General features: G+C 69.6%; 14 protein-coding genes. 5 read left to right on the top strand and 9 right to left on the bottom strand.

The features are described 5' to 3' along the window. Window positions 1–100: 100 nt before the first annotated feature. Window positions 101–3856 (bottom strand): AsmA family protein, encoded by a 3756-nt coding sequence (locus tag IEW24_RS19545; protein WP_188581772.1) that lies wholly within the window; start codon window positions 3854–3856, stop codon window positions 101–103. Window positions 3857–4293: 437 nt separating this feature from the next. Beyond that, window positions 4294–5706, bottom strand: coding sequence for an FAD-binding oxidoreductase (locus IEW24_RS19540; RefSeq protein WP_188581770.1), 1413 nt, complete (start codon window positions 5704–5706; stop codon window positions 4294–4296). Window positions 5707–5940: 234 nt separating this feature from the next. Here IEW24_RS19540 and IEW24_RS19535 point away from each other — a divergent pair, with 234 nt between their 5' ends. Both IEW24_RS19535 and IEW24_RS19530 read left to right on the top strand, forming a co-directional pair. Beyond that, entirely contained in the window at window positions 5941–6450 is a 510-nt protein-coding gene (locus IEW24_RS19535; protein WP_188581768.1) for a thioesterase family protein, read from the top strand. 388 nt (window positions 6451–6838) lie between these two features. Beyond that, window positions 6839–7009 (top strand): hypothetical protein, encoded by a 171-nt coding sequence (locus IEW24_RS19530; RefSeq protein ID WP_188581767.1) that lies wholly within the window; start codon window positions 6839–6841, stop codon window positions 7007–7009. Between the two features lie 32 nt (window positions 7010–7041). Here IEW24_RS19530 and IEW24_RS19525 read toward each other — a convergent pair whose 3' ends face one another. The 5 genes from IEW24_RS19525 to IEW24_RS19505 all read right to left on the bottom strand — a co-directional run bounded on the left by IEW24_RS19525 (window position 7042) and on the right by IEW24_RS19505 (window position 14242). Then, window positions 7042–7968, bottom strand: coding sequence for a 50S ribosomal protein L11 methyltransferase (locus IEW24_RS19525; protein WP_188581765.1), 927 nt, complete (start codon window positions 7966–7968; stop codon window positions 7042–7044). 207 nt (window positions 7969–8175) lie between these two features. After that, window positions 8176–9429, bottom strand: a complete 1254-nt coding sequence (locus IEW24_RS19520) for a sensor domain-containing diguanylate cyclase (RefSeq protein WP_188581763.1) — start codon at window positions 9427–9429, stop codon at window positions 8176–8178. 211 nt (window positions 9430–9640) lie between these two features. Beyond that, a complete protein-coding gene (locus IEW24_RS19515; protein WP_373870103.1) occupies window positions 9641–11998 on the bottom strand; it encodes an ATP-dependent helicase in 2358 nt (785 codons plus the stop codon). A 246-nt stretch (window positions 11999–12244) separates the two neighbouring features. Then, window positions 12245–12859 carry a hypothetical protein gene (locus IEW24_RS19510; RefSeq protein WP_188581761.1) on the bottom strand — a complete coding sequence of 205 codons (615 nt, stop codon included), beginning with the start codon at window positions 12857–12859 and terminating at the stop codon, window positions 12245–12247. Between the two features lie 123 nt (window positions 12860–12982). After that, window positions 12983–14242, bottom strand: coding sequence for a penicillin-binding protein activator (locus IEW24_RS19505; RefSeq protein ID WP_244644551.1), 1260 nt, complete (start codon window positions 14240–14242; stop codon window positions 12983–12985). A gap of 271 nt (window positions 14243–14513) precedes the next feature. On the opposite strand from IEW24_RS19505, the gene IEW24_RS19500 reads away from it, so the two are divergent. From IEW24_RS19500 to IEW24_RS19490, 3 genes are all read left to right on the top strand, one after another. Continuing rightward, window positions 14514–14978 (top strand): hypothetical protein, encoded by a 465-nt coding sequence (locus tag IEW24_RS19500; protein WP_188581759.1) that lies wholly within the window; start codon window positions 14514–14516, stop codon window positions 14976–14978. Window positions 14979–15060: 82 nt separating this feature from the next. Continuing rightward, window positions 15061–16068, top strand: a complete 1008-nt coding sequence (gene rsmI / locus IEW24_RS19495) for a 16S rRNA (cytidine(1402)-2'-O)-methyltransferase (protein WP_188581757.1) — start codon at window positions 15061–15063, stop codon at window positions 16066–16068. A gap of 11 nt (window positions 16069–16079) precedes the next feature. After that, window positions 16080–16487, top strand: a complete 408-nt coding sequence (locus tag IEW24_RS19490) for a YraN family protein (RefSeq protein WP_188581754.1) — start codon at window positions 16080–16082, stop codon at window positions 16485–16487. 3 nt (window positions 16488–16490) lie between these two features. On the opposite strand, the gene IEW24_RS19485 is transcribed toward IEW24_RS19490, so the two are convergent. Together IEW24_RS19485 and IEW24_RS19480 are read right to left on the bottom strand one after the other, a co-directional pair. Next, window positions 16491–17000: a dihydrofolate reductase gene (locus IEW24_RS19485; RefSeq protein ID WP_188581752.1), complete on the bottom strand. Its 510-nt coding sequence runs from the start codon at window positions 16998–17000 to the stop codon at window positions 16491–16493. A gap of 122 nt (window positions 17001–17122) precedes the next feature. Further along, a complete protein-coding gene (locus tag IEW24_RS19480; RefSeq protein WP_188581750.1) occupies window positions 17123–18397 on the bottom strand; it encodes a flavin monoamine oxidase family protein in 1275 nt (424 codons plus the stop codon). Between the last annotated feature and the right edge of the window lie 47 nt (window positions 18398–18444).

Genomic DNA, 18444 nt, shown 5'->3' with positions numbered 1-18444 from the left:
GAGGGGGAAAGGACGCGCCGATTGTCCCCTGCGGGCACTTTGGCTCATGACCCGCGCGGTCATCCACCGTCCCTTGGCATAGAGCAACAGCCCCGCGCGGTCACTCCGGCATGGAGGCCGGCGGGCGCATCAATATGCCGAAGCCGCCGAAGGGCTGGATGGGCATGGGCGGCTGGATCGCCTCGGGCTCGGCCGGCTCCATGCGCGGGCGCATGGCCGGGCCGATGTCTACGGGCGGGGGCAAAGCGGGGGCGGCCTGCGGACCCAACGGGGCAGACGGCTGGATCTCCGCTGCGCGCGGCTCGGTGCGGGGCGGGGGCGTCGGGGTCGCGGCTCGGGGCGTCGGGGCGGGTGGTGTCGCTGCCGGCGCGGGATTTGGCGGGGGCACCGGGCTGGCGGTCGTCGGCGCGGGTACGGTGGGCGCAGGTACGGCGGGCGCGGGGCTCGGCGCTGGGGGAACCGGCGGGGCGCTGATGGGGGCGGGGGCAGGGGTCGCCGGTGCGGGCGCCATCGGCGCGGCCTGCGGCTGTGCGGGCGGGGGCGGGGCGACCGCTGGCAAGGGCGCGTTCTGGCGCTCTTCCAGCCGTCTGGTCTCGCGCTCGATGGCGCGCATGGAAATGACGCCGGTCAGCGCGGTGGAGGTTACGCGCCGCTCGGGCGCAGCAAGCGGCCCGCGCCATGCGATGGTGCCGCCGGGCAGGGTGCCGGGGGATTCGCGTCCTTCCTGCTCCAGCGTCACATCCATGAGGAGGCGCGCGAGATCCAGCGTGCCCGAGACGGCAATGTTGGTGTTGCCGGTGATGGCGCGGGCAGGGGAGAGGCGGGCAACGCCATTCACCAGCCCGAATGTGCCCTCCAGCTGCTCCAGCTTCAGGGGGCCGCGCTGAAGGGCGCGATCATACATGGCCGTGATGCGCCGCTCATCCGGCGGCTGGCCGATGGCGGTCTCGGCCATCACGCTGTCGATGGCTTTGGGATCGACGCCGGGGATCTCCAGCTCCTGCACCGAGACGGTGCCCTGTCCCGAGAGCGCCTGCACGATGGCCTGCGGCGTGCGGCCCATGCCCACCGCATCGAGGGAGAAGGACACGCGCCCGCGCGGCGGGGTGCGCAGGCCCAGCGGCCCGAGCAGCACGCCGCTCTCCACGCTGTCCACCGAGATGCGCCCGTCCGCCTGCAGGGCATCTCCCCGCCGGCGCAGGGTGATGGCGCCCGCCACATGGCCCGAGCCGAGCCCGCCGGAGACATCGCGCAGCTCGAAGGCATTGCTGTCGGCGACGATGCGCAGATGGCCGTCGGTCAGCCGATAGGGGCCGGAAAGCTCGATGCGCTTGGCGTTCAGGTCCAGGGCAAAGGCGGCGGGGGCGGGGATGGCCGGCGAGAAGCGGGCATTGGACCATGCGCCCGTGCCCACGTCTGGCCCAACGCTGCGGGCGCTCCACAGGCCCATGAGCCGGGGCACCGAGAGGCTTTCCGTCTCCAGCCGGCCGTCGATGCGCGGCACGGCGGCGGCTTCCAGCGTGAACTGGCCGGAGAGCGGGGCGCCACCGAGCGTGCCGGTGAGCGTGTCGAAGCGCCACAGCGCCCCGGCGCGGCTGAGCGCGAAGGTGAGGCTGCCGGGCACCGGGCCATCGGTGGAGAGATCGGCGGCCAGCAGGCGGGCGAGGTCCGGTCCGTCCAGTCTCATGTCGAGGGTGGGCAGCAGCGCGCCTTCGGGGTTGAGGCGCACGGTGCCAGTGCCGGACGCCGTGGCGCCGCCCAGGGCCACCCGGCCGTCGAAGCCGGCGGTGCCGTCGCTGCGCGGATCGATGGCCAGATCGATGCGGGCCGGCCCTAGCCCCTGGCGCAGGCCGGGCAGGCCGGCAGCCTCCAGCGCCTTGGCGCCATCGGCAGCGGTGACGGCGAGGCTGACCTTGCTCGGCGCCGCGCCATCGGTACGGGCGAAGGCGGCGCGGCCTTCCAGCTGGCCGAGCGTACCGGTGGCGGTGAGGCTGTGCGCACCCTTCTCGCCCCATGTGGCCTGCGCGGTAAGCTCGACGGGCGCCGCGACGGGCAGCAGGCGGTGGATCACATCCGCCGTTTCCGATCCGGCCACGAGGCGCGATACCGGCACGAGGCCGTCCGCCTTGGTGCCGGAGAGGGTCAGCGCGAGCTGGCCGGTGGGTGCTGAGCCGGTGCGCATCTGGCCGGTGCCGGCGAGCTTCAGGCCCACCAGGTCATCCAGCGTGAAGCGGGTCAGCGTCCAGTTGCGGTCGCGGCCTTCGGCGGCCAGCGCGAGGCGGCGCAGCGGCAGGCCGGACAGAGTGAGCGATTGACCATCAAGCGCGATGGCGCCGCTCAGCGGCAGGCTTGCGTCGCCGAGGCCCTTGCGCCCCAGGGCGATGAGCGGATCGAGATCGGCGCCGTCCAGCGCCAGCTTCAGGTCGAGCCGGGGGGCGGTGATGTCCTTCAGGTCCAGCGTGCCGTCGCCGGAGAGACGGGCCGGGCCGAAACGGGCATCGAGGCCGGTGACGGCATAGCGCGCGGCCTCCGCATTGATGCGGCCGGCGATGCGCACCGGGCCCTTCACGGCGGCCGCATATTCGGGCGCCGCGCGGGGCGCTGCCCAGCGCAGGAAGGCGGCGGGATCTTCCGAAGTGAGCAGGAGATCACCACCAAGACCGGCGCTCGCGGCGCCCGTGCGGGCGGGCACGCCGGAGAGGCGCAAAGCAGTCTGGCCGGGCAGCTTCGCCTCGGCGGTGTCCATGTGCCAGCCGGCGCTGCTGCCGGTGAGGTCGGCGCGTGCATCGCGCACGACGGTGCCGCCCACGGTCAGCTGGTCCACCGCCACGCCGATGCGCGAGGTGACTTCGGGCGCGGGCAGTTCGGCGAACGCGCCGGCAAGGCCGGCCAGCGCCTCGCCCGGCGTCTGCTGGGTGCCGACGGGGAGGGCGCGCAAAGCGTCGAGATCGAGGCTGCGGGCATTGAGCACCGCATCAAGGCCGACGGCGCGGCCGAGCGAGAGCCGCGCCGAGCCGGAGAGCTGCACCGGGCGGGCGTCATCGCCCATGACGAGGTCGAGCGTATCGGCGACCACCGCCTCGGGCGACATGCGGACCGTGGCGGACAGGCGCCAGGCATCGGTGCCGGCGCCTTCGCCCCGGCGCAGCAGGGTGCCCTTGCCCTCGAACTGGGGCATGCCGGAGGCGGTGCGCAGGGTGCCGTCGAGATCGAGCGAGAAGGGGCGGCTGCGGCCATCGGCGATGAAGCGCAGGCGGCCGCCCTCCTCGCCGATCTTGCCGAGGGTGACGCGCAGGGCATAGCGCTCGCCGCTGGCGGTGCCGTCGCCCTCAAGACGGAAGGGGCCCAGCGTGGAGCGGGCCTCGCCCTTCAGCGACAGATCGGTGAGGCGCACCGTGCGGCCGGCGCCGCGGTCGCGCAGGTCCAGCGTGCCCTGATCGATGGTGAACTGGGCGATGCTGAGGCCGGCGGCGGGGCGGGTGCCCTTGGGGGGCGTGACGCGGCCGGAGGCGTCCAGCACCACCCGCAGGGCCGGGCGTACCAGCGTGACATTGCTGGCCTCCACGTCGCCGCGCAGCAGGGCGCCCAGCGAGAGGTCGGCGCGCAGCTCGCGCATGGTGGCGCCGCTCTGGGCCTCGTCCGTGCCGATGGCGACGTTGCGCAGCACCAGATGGGGGGAGGGGAGGATGTCGGCCTCGATAGTGCCGCGGATCTCCACCGGCAGCCCGAGGATGCGGCTTGCCTCCGCCTCGAAAGTGCTGCGCCACTGCGTCCAGTCCACCACGAAGGGCGCCGAGAAGGCGGCACCGATCACGAGGATGACGGCCGAGGCGAGGCCGATCAGGATGGCTTGCACGCGCCTTTGTCTCCCCTGCGTTGGCGGGCCTGTGCGGAACCGGAACAAAGCCGGTTTCCGACCATATCGCGCAGACTAGGCCGCAGGTCTGTCAAAAATGATGAAGGCCGGGGTGAAATCCGGGTGGCCTCTATCCTGCGAGATACATCAATTTGATTGCACCTCCCACCATTCGTCATGGCCGGACCTGATCCGGTCATCCACGTGGCACCGCTCCGAACAGTCCGTGGAGGTCTGAACCGTCGGCCTGACGTGGATCCCCGGAAGTCGGCCTTTGCCGACTTCCGCACTTTGGAGCCGAAGTCGGAAACATCCGACTTCGGGATCAAGTCCGGGGATGACGGTCCTCTGTAACTTTTGCCACTCGACAAAGCGTCATCGTGGCCCGCCCGGCACGCGAGGCGCCGGGCGGGGGAGGGGGCTTGGCCCCGGCAGGATCAGCCCGGCAGGATCTTGCCCGGGTTCATGATGTTCTGCGGGTCGAAGGCGGTCTTGATGGCGTGCATGGCGTCCAGCGTGCCGGCGCCGTGCTCGGCATAAAGATACTTCTTCTTGCCCTCGCCCACGCCGTGCTCGCCGGTGCAGGTGCCTTCCATGGCCAGCGCCCGCTCCACGAGCCGCTTCATGAAGATTTCCGCCTTGGCCACGTCGGAATGGTCGGTCACATCCACCATCAGCGTGGTGTGGAAATTGCCGTCGCCCACATGGCCGACGATGGGCGCGATGAGGCCCATCTCGATGATGTCGGTCTTGGTGGCCTCCACGCATTCGGCAAGGCGCGAGATCGGCACGCACACGTCGGTGGCGACCGCCTTCGCGCCGGGGCGCAGCGGCAGCACGGACCAATAGGCGTCATGCCGCGCCTGCCACAGCTTGGTGCGGTCTTCCGGCTTCTCGGCGGAGGCGAAGGGGCCGCCGCCATTGTCGGCGGCGAGCGCCGCGAACATTTCCGCCTGCTCCGCCGCGCCCGTCTCCGAGCCGTGGAACTCCAGGAAGAGATGCGGCGTCTCGGGCAGGGTGAGCTTGGCATAGGCGTTGGAGGCGCGGACCTGCACCTCGTCCAGCAGCTCGATGCGGGCCACCGGAATGCCGCACTGGATGGTCTGGATCACCGTGTTGCAGGCATCCGCGATGGTGGGGAAGGAGCAGACGCCGGCGACGATGCTCTCCGGGATGCCGTAGAGCTTGAGCGTGATCTCCACGATGATGCCCAGCGTGCCCTCCGCGCCGATGAACAGGCGGGTGAGGTCATAGCCGGCGGAGGATTTCCGGGCGCGGCGGGAGGTGGTGATCAGCTCGCCGTTCGGCATCACCACCTTCAGGGCGATGACATTGTCCTTCATGGTGCCGTAGCGCACCGCATTGGTGCCCGAGGCGCGGGTGGAGGCCATGCCGCCCAGCGAGGCGTCGGCGCCGGGATCGATGGGGAAGAACAGGCCCTGGTCGCGCAGCTCCTCATTGAGGCGCTTGCGGGTGACGCCGGGTTCGATCACGCAGTCCAGATCCTCGGTGTTGATCTTGAGGATGCGGTTCATGCCGGACAGGTCGATGCAGACGCCGCCATAGGGCGCGTTCACATGGCCCTCCAGCGAGGTACCGGCGCCCCAGGGGATGATGGGCACATTATGGGCCGCGCAGATGCGCACGGTGGTCTGCACATCTTCCACGCAGGTCGCCATGATCACCGCATCTGCCGGTTCATTGGGCAGGAAGGTGGTAATGTTCGCGTGCTGCTCGCGAACCGCGCGGGACATCACGACTTTTTGACCCAGTTTGGCGCTGAGCTCCCCGAGCGCCGTGCTGAGCGTTTCCCCGTTTGCGAAGTCCTTCTTCGCAGCCGCACCAAGCATTTAGAATTCCTTAAGATATGTGGCAGACGCGGTTTCGGCCGGAGTGTATCGGGCTGGCCGTCTCCTGAAAACAATTCCTGCGTTGCAGGGCCACAAGCGGCAGCGGTGCATCGCAATGCCGCAGGACGGCCACTCTTGCGCCATTTCCCCTAGTGACCGTTGCCGTACGGAACGGCACACTGAGTGTTCAACGAGCATCTTCCGGGGGGAAGCCGAAGAGAGGAGGTCACTGCCATGCTGGACGTCACCGACTTCGAACCGGTCTTCTTTGCGCCCTTTGTATCGTCCGCCATGGCGGTCGAGCGGGACTGGACCGATGCCAACGGGCATTTGAACGCTGCTTATTATAGCCTGATCTTCGACAATGCCTTCAATGAGGCGCTGGCCCTGATCGGCTTCGGCCCGCATGCGATCAAGCGCCGGACGACGGCATTCTTCACCGCCGAGACGCACACGCGCTATCTGCGGGAACTGTCCAGCGGCGTGCCGGTGCGCGTGACGCTGCGCCTTGAAGACTATGACGACAAGCGCCTGCACATTTTCGAGACCCTGCATCACGGCAGCGAGGGCTGGGTCGCGGCCACCTGCGAGCAGGTGGCGCTGCATGTGGACCTCGCCAGCCGCCGCGCGGCGGCGATCCCGGACAGCGTTCTGGAGCGCATCTCGGACATGCGGCAGGTCCACGCCACCCTGCCCCCCGCCGAGGGCATCGGCCGCTCCGTCGTCATGGGCGGGCGCTGCTGAGGGGCATTCCCGGCGGCAGCGGCAGTGCATCGTGTTGCACTGCCCTGCAACCGGGCACCCTGAAATCTTAACTTCTCGTATACCTTATTCCTGCGCAGGTTGCAGGCGTGGGGCGGCGTGACCCCGGCTTTGCGGTCATTTCCTGCCATTTCGACGGCCATTTCGCCCCGATTCCAGGGGGCATTTCCGGCCGTTCCAAACCGCCCCGATGGCGCCGGGCAAGGCGCCGCAAGCCTTTGCAAATCAAAGGTCCACCATGTGGACTGCATGCTATGGAGGCATGTCTGCGTGCTGTGCAGGACAGGCATGCTGACCTATCAATTCCGCTGCGCCGCAACACGGCATATCTTGCACTGCATCGAAGGTTGCATTGCAAGGAAGCTCCGTCATGAGCGCCGTAAGCTACTCCACCCCGAAGTTCGTTCCCGCCGCCAAGGCCGAGTCCAAGAAGGGCTTCTGGGCCCGCGTGCTGGACGCCATCATCGCCGCCCGCACCGAGCAGGCCGAGCGTGAAGTCCTGAAGTACGTCCAGCGTCCGGGCCGTTACCCGCTCATGTGATGACGGGGGGCCGCTGACTGAGGCCCCCGCCCTCACCACCAGGACTGCTTGCGGGGCGCTGCTCCGTTGGCCGAGAGGATCAGGCTGGTCCAGCCGTCGATATCGCGGCGGCGCACCAGCTTCAGCCCCTGCGCCCGATAGGCCGCCAGCGCCGCATTGGCATGGCTCGGCAGCAGGCCGGACAGCACCAGCCAGCCGCCCGGCGCCAACAGCGGCCGCACCGGCTTCGCCAGCCGCTTCAGCGGCGGCAGCAGGATATTGGCCAGGATCAGGTCATAGGGCCCGCCCGCGCGCAGGCTCATGGAATCCACGCCCGCGGCCAGATGCAGCTCGGTCAGCGTCCCGGCGTGATTGAAGCGGGCATTCTCCCGCGCCGTCTTCACCGCCACCGCATCCAGATCGCTCGCCACCACCGTGCGCCGGAACTGCCGCGCCGCCGCGATGGCCAGCACGCCCGTCCCCGTCCCCACATCCAGAATGCGCCGCGGCGTGCCCAGCTTCGCCATGTCGGCGATGGCCGCGAGGCAGCCCTGCGTTGTGCCGTGATGGCCGGTGCCGAAGGCCAGCGCCGCCTCGATCTCGATGCCGATGGCGTTCACCGGCACGCGGTCGCGGTCATGGCTGCCATGGACGATGAAGGGGCCGACCCGCACCGGGGCGAGGCCCTCGAGGCTGGCGGCCACCCAGTCGGTCTTGTCGATCTCGTGGAAGGACACCTGCGCGGCCATCTCCGGGCCGGCGGCGATCGTCACCAGTTCACGCAGCAGGTCGGGGTCGAAGGCTTCCCCCGCATAAAGCTCGATGGCCCAGTTGCCATCGGGCTGCTCGAAATTGGCCACCGCCACTTCGGCCGGGTCGAAATGCTCGGCCAGGAAGTCGGCCACCCGGCGCGCCTCGCGCTCCGGCGCGCTGAGGCGCATCACATGGGTGGCGTCGTTGGGCGGCAGGCCTTCCAGCATCGGATCCTCAAGATGTTTCGCGGCGAGGCGCAGACGCGCCAAGCGGCTGGCACGCCCTCAGGGCGCGCCGGACATCCCCGCTGAGTGCCAGAGCGGGCGGGGAATATCCAGTGTCTTCCTCACTTGCGCCCATAAGGCGGCGGCCATGACGGTGTTCTGCAACGCGGCTGGGACACAAACGGCGACTTGCGCCCGCGCGCGAAAAAGTCAGGCGCTGAACATCCCGGCCACCTGGTTCGGTCCCATGCGGCGTGCATCGCCCACGCGGCGTTCGGCCGCCTCCAGCAGCTGCGGCACGCTGGTGCCGTCCTGCGGCGTGGTGGCGACCCCGATGCTCAGGGTGTGCGGCGGCTCGTCCTCGGCGGTCAGCACGTTCTCGATCTCCCGCCGCAGCAGCGAGGCCACCTGCAGCGCCGCCTGATGGGCGGCACCGGGGGTGAGCACGGCGAACATGCCCTCCTTGTAGCGCACCACATAATCGCCGGTGCGGATGCCCTCCCCCAGCGCCTCGCCCACCCGGCGCACCACGGCGTCGCGGGCTTCGAGATCGGTGGCGGTGGCGTCCTCGGCGTCGATGCTCATGAGCAGCACGCTCATGGGCCGTCCGGTGAGCGTGGTGACGGCCAGCAGATGGCCGCAGATGGGCGCGAACTGGGAGGCGTGGAAGGTGCCGGTGAGCGGATCATAGCGGCGCGATTCGGGATGCACGGTCGCCTCGCCGGGGCGGATGGCGTCCCAGATCTCGCGCGGGCCGCGGCGGATGCGCCGGCGGCGGGCGGGCGGCAGCGGCTCCACCTTCGTCAGGTACCAGGTGAGCACCAGCGCAAAGAGCGCCACAGCCACCAGCTTGCCCAGGAAGCTGCCGGTGCCGAGGCCGAGCGGCAGGCCGAAGGTGAAATGCAGGGCGCCGAAGGTGGCCACCTGCTCCACCAGCACCGCCAGCGCCAGCGGGATGAACAGCACCGGCCACAGGCCGAGGCCGCGCGCCCGCAGCCGCTCGTAGACCACGAACATGACGAGGCATTCCAGGAACAGCGCCAGATTGGCCCACAAGGTGAGCATCGTCACCTTGGTCATCATGCCGAGATCAGGGGCATAGGGCAGCGGCAGCCGGGGCAGATCGAAGCCCAGCGCCGCCACCAGCAGGAACACCAGCATGTTGCCCAGCAGCATGCCGTAGAGCGGCTGCCGGGCCATGGGCGCGTCTTCCTTGATATAGGTGACGAGCAGCATGGCGAGCTTGCCGGTGAACAGCGCCGCCGGCCCCGGCGAGATGGCGAGGCCGAAGGGCAATTGCAGATAATAGCCGATGGCGAGATACGCCTCGACGAACTGCGTAGCGCTGAGCACGCAGAAAAACGCGCCGATGCCGAGCAGCCGGCGGGCACGGAAGAGCGCCAGCATGGCGCCGAAATAGACCGCGATGAAAGCGGCGATCGTCAGGAAATTGATGAAATACATGGGCGGGATGTCGGTTTCAGAGCCCGCGAATGCCCGAAGGCAGCTGCAAGATCACAAACATGATAGCTCGCCCGTTGGCGTTACGACAGATGTCTCCCGGCAATTATGCAAGCTGAAGCTTGTGCGTGGCAGGCGCGCTCGCCTTTGCCGCAATGCGGGGTGACGGGTTGCCGGCGCATGTCCGATCCCGCGCCAGTCCCGCAGTGCCGGCTCAAACCTTCTCCACGAAGCTGTCCACCACCCGCTTCTCGCCGGCCTTGTCGAACAGGACGGTGAGCTTGTTGCCGTCGATGCCGGTGATCTCGCCATAGCCGAACTTGATGTGGAACACGCGCTCGCCCCTTGAATAAGCGGACGCCCCGCCGGTGGAGGAGGCGATCAGCGTGCCCTCGATCATGGGTGCGCCGCCCTTGCGGGCGCTGCCATAGCCGCCGCGCGGGCTCTGGCTTTCAGTGCGGTTGTTCTGCGCCCGCTGCCAGCCGGGGGTGGCGTAGCTGGACGAGAAAGGTTCGGCCTTGTCGAACCGGCTGTTGCCATAGCTGTTGCCGCCATAGCCGCCGGTGGAGCCGCCCCAGCCATAACCGCCCTTGCTCTCCTGCACTTCCACATGGCCGTCCGGCAGCTCGTCGAGGAAGCGGCTCGGCACGGTGGAGTTCCACATGCCGTGGATGCGGCGGTTGGAGGCGAAATAGACCCGCGCGCTCGCCCGTGCCCGGGTGATGCCCACATAAGCGAGGCGGCGTTCCTCTTCGAGGCCGGCCTTGCCCTGCTCGTCCAGCGCGCGCTGGTGGGGGAAGAGCCCCTCCTCCCAGCCGGGCAGGAAGACGGTGTCGAACTCCAGCCCCTTGGCCGAATGCAGGGTCATGATCTGCACCGCGTCCTCGGAGGCGCCCTCGGCCACGTCCATGACCAGCGAGATGTGCTCCAGGAAGCCGGAGAGGCTCTCGAACGGCTCCATGGAGCGCACGAGTTCCTTCAGGTTCTCCAGCCGGCCGGCGGCTTCCGCCGAGCGGTCCTTCTGCCACATGTCGGTATAGCCGCTCTCGTCGAGCACGATTTCGGCCAGCTCGTTGTGCTTGGTGGTCTCGCCCTGCACGCGCCAGCGGTCGAACGACTCCAGCAGGCCGCGCAGGGTGCTGCGCAGCTTGGGCTTGAGCTCCTCGCTCTCGGTGAGCCGGCGGGCGGCTTCCATCAGTGGCACGCCGTCGAGGCGGGCCACGTCGCGGAGCTGCTTGATGCTGGCATCGCCAATGCCGCGCTTGGGCACGTTGATGATGCGCTCGAAGGCCAGATCGTCGGCCGGAGAGATGACGCAGCGCAGATAGGCCAGCGCATCGCGGATTTCGGCGCGCTCATAGAAGCGCGGACCGCCGATGACGCGATAATTGAGGCCCAGCGTGACGAAGCGGTCTTCGAACTCGCGCATCTGGAACGAGGCGCGCACCAGAATGGCGATCTGCGACAAGGGATGGCTGGCGCGCTGGAGCGCCTCGATCTCATCGCCGATGGCGCGGGCTTCCTCGCCCGAATCCCAGGCGCCGGTGACGGAAACCTTCTCGCCCGCGTCGCCTTCCGAGAACAGGGTCTTGCCGAGCCGGCCCTCGTTGAAGGCGATGAGATGGGCGGCGGCGCCCAGAATATGCCCGGTGGAGCGGTAGTTGCGCTCCAGCCGGATCACCTTGGCGCCGGGAAAGTCGCTCTCGAAGCGCAGGATGTTGTCCACTTCCGCGCCGCGCCAGCCATAGATCGACTGGTCGTCATCACCCACGCAGCAGACGTTGCGCGAACCCTGCGCGAGGAGCCGCAGCCAGAGATACTGGGCGACGTTGGTGTCCTGATACTCGTCCACCAGCAGGTATTTGAACCGCTTGTGGTATTCGGCGAGCACATCGGGATTCTCGCGGAACAGGCGGATGCCTTCCAGCAGCAGGTCGCCGAAGTCCACCGCGTTGAGCGCCTTCAGGCGGGCCTGATAGGCGGCATAGAGCGGCTGGCCGCGACCATGGGCGAAGGCGGCGCCCTCCCCTGCGGGCACATGCTCGGGGCTGAGGCCGCGATTCTTCCAGCCGTCGATGGCGGAGGCCAGCATGCGGGCGGGCCAGCGCTTCTCGTCGATCTGCTCCGCCGTGAGCAACTGCTTCAGCAGGCGAATCTGGTCGTCGGTGTCGAGGATGGTGAAGCCGGCTTTCAGCCCCACCAGCTCGTAATGCCGGCGCAGGATGCGCACGCCGATGGAGTGGAAGGTGCCGAGCCACGGCATGCCCTCCACCGCATCCCCGACCATGCCGTGGATGCGCTCCTTCATCTCGCGCGCGGCCTTGTTGGTGAAGGTCACGACGAGGATCTGCGAGGGATAGGCGCGGCCCTGCGAGAGAATGTGCGCCACGCGGGCGGTGAGCACGCGGGTCTTGCCGGTGCCGGCACCGGCCAGCACCAGCAGCGGGCCGTCGATGGTTTCGACCGCGTCGCGCTGCTCGGGATTGAGGCCATCGAGATAGGATTTCTGCGCGGGCGGCGGCGCGATGCCCATGGCGGCGCGCGCCCGCTCGGCGATGCCGCCGGGCTTCAGGGCCGGGCGCGCAACGTTTTCGCGCGGAGCGAGGTCGCGGCTGTCCCCGTCCCAGGAATCGCTTCCGGGGTGGTTGCCGTCATTCTTCTCAAAGGGCTTGGACAATCGCCGTCTCGTTCTCGGGCACAGGAGTCTCGGATGAGAACAAAATGGCACCGTGCGCGCTGGATTGCGAGGGGTAGACCTGCTTCTTGTGGAAACGGCGCCTTTCGGCGCCGTTTTTTTTTGGTCGTCAGAACCGCTTGATCACCACGCGGCGCGGCACACGCGCTGCATCCAGTAGGGGCTCCACCAGCACTTCAGGAACTCGCGGACCTCGGCCAGCGGACGGAAGATGGTGGGGGCGGTGGTCACGCTCACCAGCTGGCCGCTGGGCGGCAGCACGCCGTCGAGCACCACCGCATTTGCGGTGAGCTTGTTGCCCTCGACGTTGACGGTGCCCACTTCGACGATGGCCTGCGTCGGCACCGGGCCGAGCGTGGTCAGCGAGACGTTCGGCGGGTCGTTCTTCAGCTGGGACACCGTGGCGTTCCACAGCTTGCCGTACTGCTCCAGCGTCATGGTGCCGCCGATGCGCTCGGGGCGGTCGATGCTGAAGGCGCTGGTGGGCGCCACATCCGTGAGGGTGAGGATCTTGCCGTCGAAGGTGAGCGCGCCGGCCTGCAGCGTCAGCATCATCTCGATGGGGCGCAGGATCGGGAATTCGCGCGGCTTGGCGGCGGCATCGGCGGCGGGCGCCGGGGTGGCGGGCGCGGCCACAGCGGGCGCGCTCGGGGCAGGTGCCGGCGCGGCGGTCTGGGCGAAGGCGGCGGCGCTGGACATGGCGAGCAGCAGACCCGCCAGAGGAGCAATCACTTTCATGAACCCGTCTTCCTTATTGACCGTGGCCCGACCGGCTGCGGGCGCGCGAAACTAGGCGGATTTTCCGCTCAAACCAAGCGGTGCCGCAAGGACATACCGTTGGTCAGACGCGGACAAGGTTGATCAAAGCTGCGCGCTGGCAAACGTGCGCGGCGGCGGGCTGACCATGGTGATCTGGCCGCCCCGGATTTCCATCACCGCCAGAGAGCGCTCGTTGGTGCCGTCGAGGCGCAGGCGGAACGGGCCATCGACGCCCGCGAAGCCCGAGGGATTGGTGAGCGTAGTGGTGTTCAGCCCGTCCGCGCCCTGCGTGCGCACGATGGCGCCCACCAGCGACACCGCGTCATAGGCCAGCGTCGCCGTGCGCACCGGCTCGTTGCCATAGCGGGCGCGGTAGCGCTCGGAGAAGGAGCGCCAGCCGGTGGCCTCGGGGGCGGCGAACTGCGCGCCTTCCATCTGCGGCACGCTGAACAGGCGCGGCTCGTCCCACAGGCCGGTGCCCAGCAGGCGCACGCGCTTGAGATCGATGCCCGCGCTGACCAGCTGCGGCACCACGCTGATCACGCTCTCGGCGCTGTCGGGGATCAGGATGGCGTCGGTCTGGCTCTGCACGTCGGCGATCCGGCGCACGGCGTCGGCGAGACGCGCGGGGGTGTAGCGCTCCAGCGCCATCACCCGGCCGCCGACGGCGCTCACCGTCTGCTGGAAGGCGCCCTGCACCACCGTGCCATAGGCATTTTCCGGCAGCAGGCCGGCGAAGGACTTTTTGCCCTCCCCCGCCGTGTAGCGAATGATGCGGTCCACATCCGACTGCGGCAGGAAGCTCAGCAGGAAGACGCCGTTGCCGGCGACGTTGGTGTCGGTGGAAAAGGCGACGACGGGCACGCCGCGCGGCCGGGCCGCCTGCGCCGCCGCACCCACGGAGGTGGCGAACAGCGGGCCGAGGATGATGCGGGCGCCTTCGTTGATGGCCTGCTCGGCGGCCTGGCGGGCGCCCTGCGAGGTGCCCCCGTCATCCTTGATCACGAGCTGGAACGGCGCCTGGCCCATCTCGGCCATGGCGAGTTCAGCGGCATTCTTCAGTGCCTGCCCGGCAAGGGCGGCATTGCCCTGCGCGCCCAGCGGCAGGATCAGCGCCACCACCGGGCCGGAGGCGGCGGCCATGGGCTGGCTGGTGACGGCAGTGGTGGGCGCGCCCTGCGGGCCATTGGCGGAGAGCGGCGCATCGCCACCCGCGCAGGCGGCGAGCAGGGAGGCGGCGGAGACCGAGCCGGCGAGCGTCAGGCCCCGCGACAGCAGCGCCCGCCGGCTGAGGCCGGGACGGCTGTTCGGCGCAGGGGACAGCGGGGTCGGGAGGCCGGGGGGCAGAACGCGATCGGTCACTCTGTTCTCCTCGGAGCTTCGGCGGCTCCGTTCTCGTCACACGGTATAGCCCTGCCGGACCAGAGGCCGTCGCGCCAGCCGGAAGGCGCGCCGCCCACATGCTTTCTGTCATCGCGCGGGCCGGCGGCGCAAGGCGTGCGGCCATCTGCCGGCGAGGACGGGCCTCACGTTACCGGCATCCTCCCCGCCTGTCATGCCGGGCCAGTCGTGCCGGCCCAATCTTGCCGGGCCACGCTTGAGTGGCCTGATGCATCCGGGGCATGGTCCCCGCATGTGTGCATCGGAAACGCCCCTGCGGCTGACGAGCGAACGCGGGGTACCCGACCTCTATGTGGACGGCGCCCCCGCGCGCGCGATGCTGGATGCCGCCTTCTGCCGGGCCTTCGCCTGCCCCGCGCCCGGCCTGTTCGACGGTGAGGCGGATGGTGGCGTCTGGATCGACGCCATGGCGCGGCAGCCGGTGGGCGTCTGCTACGTGCTCGATCGCGCCGCCTTCGCCATGAAGATCGACCTGCATCTGCCCGCCGCCATGGATGTGCTGCCACCGCTGAAGGCGTTCGCCACGCTGCTGGGCTGCGCGCTGGCGCTCGATCTCGGGGTGGACACCGCCGACGACAGCGCTTTGCTGATCACACCCGATGGCCGGTTGGTGCGCGGCGCGCTGGTGGCCACGGGGCTGGGGCGCGAGGAGGATGTGCCGGAGGTGGCCTTCCGGGCAGATCAGGCCAGGGATTGAGCGCGCTGAGCCGGCAGACCCGACGAGCCCTCTTCCCGGACCCCCGCTGTTCGCCGGCCCCGGCGCGCTTTATGCTGGCGCCATGACCAGAGACCCCGCCGCGTCGTCGCACGACGCGCCCGCAGACACGCCCTCCCCCCAGCATGAGGATCGGGACGATCTGCCCGCCGGTGACATCACCGATCTGCCGGAGCTGGCCGCCGAGGGCGAGAGCGGCAACACCTTCACCTTGCTCGGCCGCACCGCCGCCGCGCGGCGGCTGGAGAGCGGTCTCCATGTGGTGGCGACACCCATCGGCAATCTGGGCGACATCACCGTGCGGGCGCTGGAGACGCTGGCCGGGGCGTCGCTGATCGCCTGCGAGGACACGCGCATGACGCGCCGGCTCCTCGACCGCTACGGCATCACCACCCATCTCGTGCCCTATCACGACCATAACGGCGCCTCCATGCGCCCGAAGCTGATGGCGCGCCTCGCGGCAGGCGAGGCGGTTGCGCTGGTCTCCGACGCCGGCACGCCGCTGGTGTCCGATCCCGGCTACAAGCTGGTGGTGGAGGCGGCGCAGCTCGGCTTCCGCATCCACCCGCTGCCCGGTGCCTCCGCCTTGCTGGCGGCGCTGGTGACGGCGGGCCTGCCCACCGACCGCTTCCTGTTCGACGGCTTCCTGCCGCAGAAGGGCGGCCAGCGGCGCAACCGCATCGCGGAACTGGCCCCCCTGCCCACCACGCTGGTGCTCTATGAGACCGGCCCGCGCCTCGCCGAGAGCCTCGCCGATCTCGCTGAGGGGCTGGGCAACCGCCCGGCCGCCGTGTGTCGGGAGCTGACCAAGGCGTTCGAGGAGGTGCGGCGCGGGCCGCTCTCCGAACTGGCCGCGCATTATGAACAGGCCGGCGCGCCCAAGGGCGAGATCGTGCTGGTGATCGGCCCGCCGCTGGAGGAAGCGGTGAAGGATGACGACGTGGATGCGGCGCTCGCCCGCGTGCTCGCCGACCATTCGCTGAAGGATGCGGTGGCCGCCGTGACCGCCGCCACCGGCCGGCCCAAGCGCGAGGTCTATGCCCGCGCGCTCGCCCTCACCAAGGGCGAGTGAAGGCAGCGGCCATGGCCAAACCGCCGCCGAAAGCGCCTCCTGCCGACACCCCCGCCCGCCGCCGCAGGCAGGCCGCGCAGGTGCGGGGCGTGGTGGCGGAGGACCGGGCGGCGCAGCTGCTGGAAGGGCTTGGTTTCGTGGTGCTCGACCGGCGTTTGCGCACCAAGGCGGGCGAGCTGGATCTGGTGGCCCGGCGCGCCGGGCTGCTGGTGTTCTGCGAGGTGAAGCTCCGGCGCGATCTCGTCACCGCCGCCGAGAGCCTGCAGCTGCGCCAGCGCCGCCGCATCGCCGCCGGCGCGGAAGCCTATCTCGCCGGGCGGCCGGAGCTGAACGGTCTCGACATGCGCTTCGACGCCATCCTGCTCGGGCTGGACGGCAGTTTCGAGCATCTGGAAGGCGCGTTCGAGCTGGAGGTGTGAGCCTCAGATCCGCTCCAGCGTCACATAGCTGAAGGGGAAATCATCCTTCTCGCCCTGCAAGGGGCCTTCCCGGTCCCGCTCGCGCCAGATTTTTGGGTCGAAGGCCGGCAGGCGCACGTCGCCCTCGGGAGACGCATGCACCTGCGTGAGGTGCACCAGCGCGGCCAGCGGCTCGGTTTCCGCAAAAATGCGCCGGCCTCCGATGACCATGATCTCGTCGGCCCCCATTTCTTCCGCCGCCGCATCTGCCAGCCTCAACGCTTCATCCAGCGTCGGGGCGACCCGCACCTCGGGTGGCGGGGCGAAGGCGGGATCGGTGCTCACCACCACGGAGATGCGACCCGGTAGGGGCTTGCCGATGGAGACATAGGTGTGCCGTCCCATCAGCACCGGCTTGCCGATGGTCAGCGCCCTGAAGCGCTTGAGGTCGGACGGCAGGTGCCAGGGCAGCGTCTGGTCGCGGCCGATGACACCATTTTCCGCCACGGCGACGATCTGGGACAGAGGACGCATGGCGGCTCCTGAAGGATTGGGAGGCGGATTCACGGACCAGATCGGCATCTGGCCCGATCCGGCCCCTGACGGGTTGGGAGGCGGATTCACGGACCAGATTGGCATCTGGTCCGATCCGGCTCCTAGACTGGTGCCGGCGGATGGAGCGCCACCACTCTCGCAGCCGCCGCCTGCCCGGACAGATGGGCGCCATGGGCGGTGGTGAAGGCGGTGCGATGGATTGCTTCGCCGGCAAAGAAGATGCGCTCCGCCAGCGGCTCGTACAACAGGTCGCGGGCTTTCGCCTGTCCCGGCAGGGCGCAGGAATAGGCGCCGCCGATATAGGGCTCGTCCACCCACGCGGTGTTGAAATGGCCGCGCACGCGCTGGCGCAGATCCGCGCCGAAGATGGCGCAGAGCGCGTCGAGCGCGGCATCCGCCATGGCCTGCGGCCCGGCCCGGAGCAGATCCAGCCCCGCCTGCCCCGCCACATGGCCGATGGCGGCCGGGCGCGGGCCGGGCAGGAGCTGGAAGTTGAACGGGCTGCGTTCCGGCATGCCGGCGTCGAGCGCGGTCACACCCAGCGGCGTGGAGATGCCGAACACGTCGCGATCGAAGCTGAGCGCGATCTTTTCCGCGACCCCCAGAGGCAGAGCGGCGAAGGCGTCCATCAGCTCCGCCGGCAAATGGGGCAGGAAGCCGAGCCGGCCTTTCGCGATCACCTCTGTGGAAACCGTGACGATGACAGCGCGGGCGCGCAATGTGCCCTGATCCGTCTCCACCTTCACTTTGGGGCCGGACCAGTCGAGGCGTCTGACCGGACAGGCCAGCGTCACCGGCACGTCGGCGCCGCTGGCGGCGATGAGCGCGCCATAGCCGTCCGTCACCGGCCAGTTGTCGTCGGAATCCGCATAAGCGGCATAATCCACGCAGGAGATGCGCTCGGGATCCTGCGCCGACATGAGCGCGAACCAGTTGCGCACCAGAGCGGCCCAGCGCGGATCACCCGCCCGCGCCGCCAGCACGGCGGCGGCCGGAATGTCCTCGCCGTTTTCGCCCGCCGCGCGCACGGCATCGAAGGCGGCATCCACCTCGGCCCGCGCGGCGGTGGCCTCAAGGGCGTCGAGACGGCGGGCGCCGCGATAGATCGGCCGGTCGGCCCGCGCCTCGGTGCGGCGATAGGCGAAGCCGAGGCGATCGGCGATGGGCACGAAGGGATTGTCGGCGGCGTGGTGCAGCCAGTGGCAGCCATGGTCCCACGGCAGGCCGAGGCTGGTGGTGTCGGTGAAGGCCCGCCCGCCGATGCGGCCGGCGGCTTCCAGCACCCGCACCTCGGCGCCACCCGCGCGCAGGGCCTGCGCGGCGGCAAGGCCGGCGGCCCCCGCCCCCACGACGACGACATCAGGTTCGGCTGTCATGGGAGAAGGATCATGATGGGAATTTCAGACTGGAGCCGCGTGCGGGC

Source organism: Azorhizobium oxalatiphilum (genome assembly GCF_014635325.1).
GTDB classification, from domain to species: domain Bacteria; phylum Pseudomonadota; class Alphaproteobacteria; order Rhizobiales; family Xanthobacteraceae; genus Azorhizobium; species Azorhizobium oxalatiphilum.
This window is presented reverse-complemented; position numbering and strand designations above follow the sequence as displayed.

Excerpts from the sequence above, each read along its gene's own strand:
- IEW24_RS19540 (WP_188581770.1), bottom strand. The coding sequence starts at position 5,706 with ATGCTTGGTGCGGCTGCGAAGAAGGACTTCGCAAACGGGGAAACGCTC.
- IEW24_RS19535 (WP_188581768.1), top strand. The coding sequence starts at position 5,941 with ATGCTGGACGTCACCGACTTCGAACCGGTCTTCTTTGCGCCCTTTGTA.
- IEW24_RS19530 (WP_188581767.1), top strand. The coding sequence starts at position 6,839 with ATGAGCGCCGTAAGCTACTCCACCCCGAAGTTCGTTCCCGCCGCCAAG.
- IEW24_RS19525 (WP_188581765.1), bottom strand. The coding sequence starts at position 7,968 with ATGCTGGAAGGCCTGCCGCCCAACGACGCCACCCATGTGATGCGCCTC.
- IEW24_RS19520 (WP_188581763.1), bottom strand. The coding sequence starts at position 9,429 with ATGTATTTCATCAATTTCCTGACGATCGCCGCTTTCATCGCGGTCTAT.
- IEW24_RS19510 (WP_188581761.1), bottom strand. The coding sequence starts at position 12,859 with ATGAAAGTGATTGCTCCTCTGGCGGGTCTGCTGCTCGCCATGTCCAGC.
- IEW24_RS19500 (WP_188581759.1), top strand. The coding sequence starts at position 14,514 with ATGTGTGCATCGGAAACGCCCCTGCGGCTGACGAGCGAACGCGGGGTA.
- rsmI (WP_188581757.1), top strand. The coding sequence starts at position 15,061 with ATGACCAGAGACCCCGCCGCGTCGTCGCACGACGCGCCCGCAGACACG.
- IEW24_RS19490 (WP_188581754.1), top strand. The coding sequence starts at position 16,080 with ATGGCCAAACCGCCGCCGAAAGCGCCTCCTGCCGACACCCCCGCCCGC.
- IEW24_RS19485 (WP_188581752.1), bottom strand. The coding sequence starts at position 17,000 with ATGCGTCCTCTGTCCCAGATCGTCGCCGTGGCGGAAAATGGTGTCATC.
- IEW24_RS19480 (WP_188581750.1), bottom strand. The coding sequence starts at position 18,397 with ATGACAGCCGAACCTGATGTCGTCGTCGTGGGGGCGGGGGCCGCCGGC.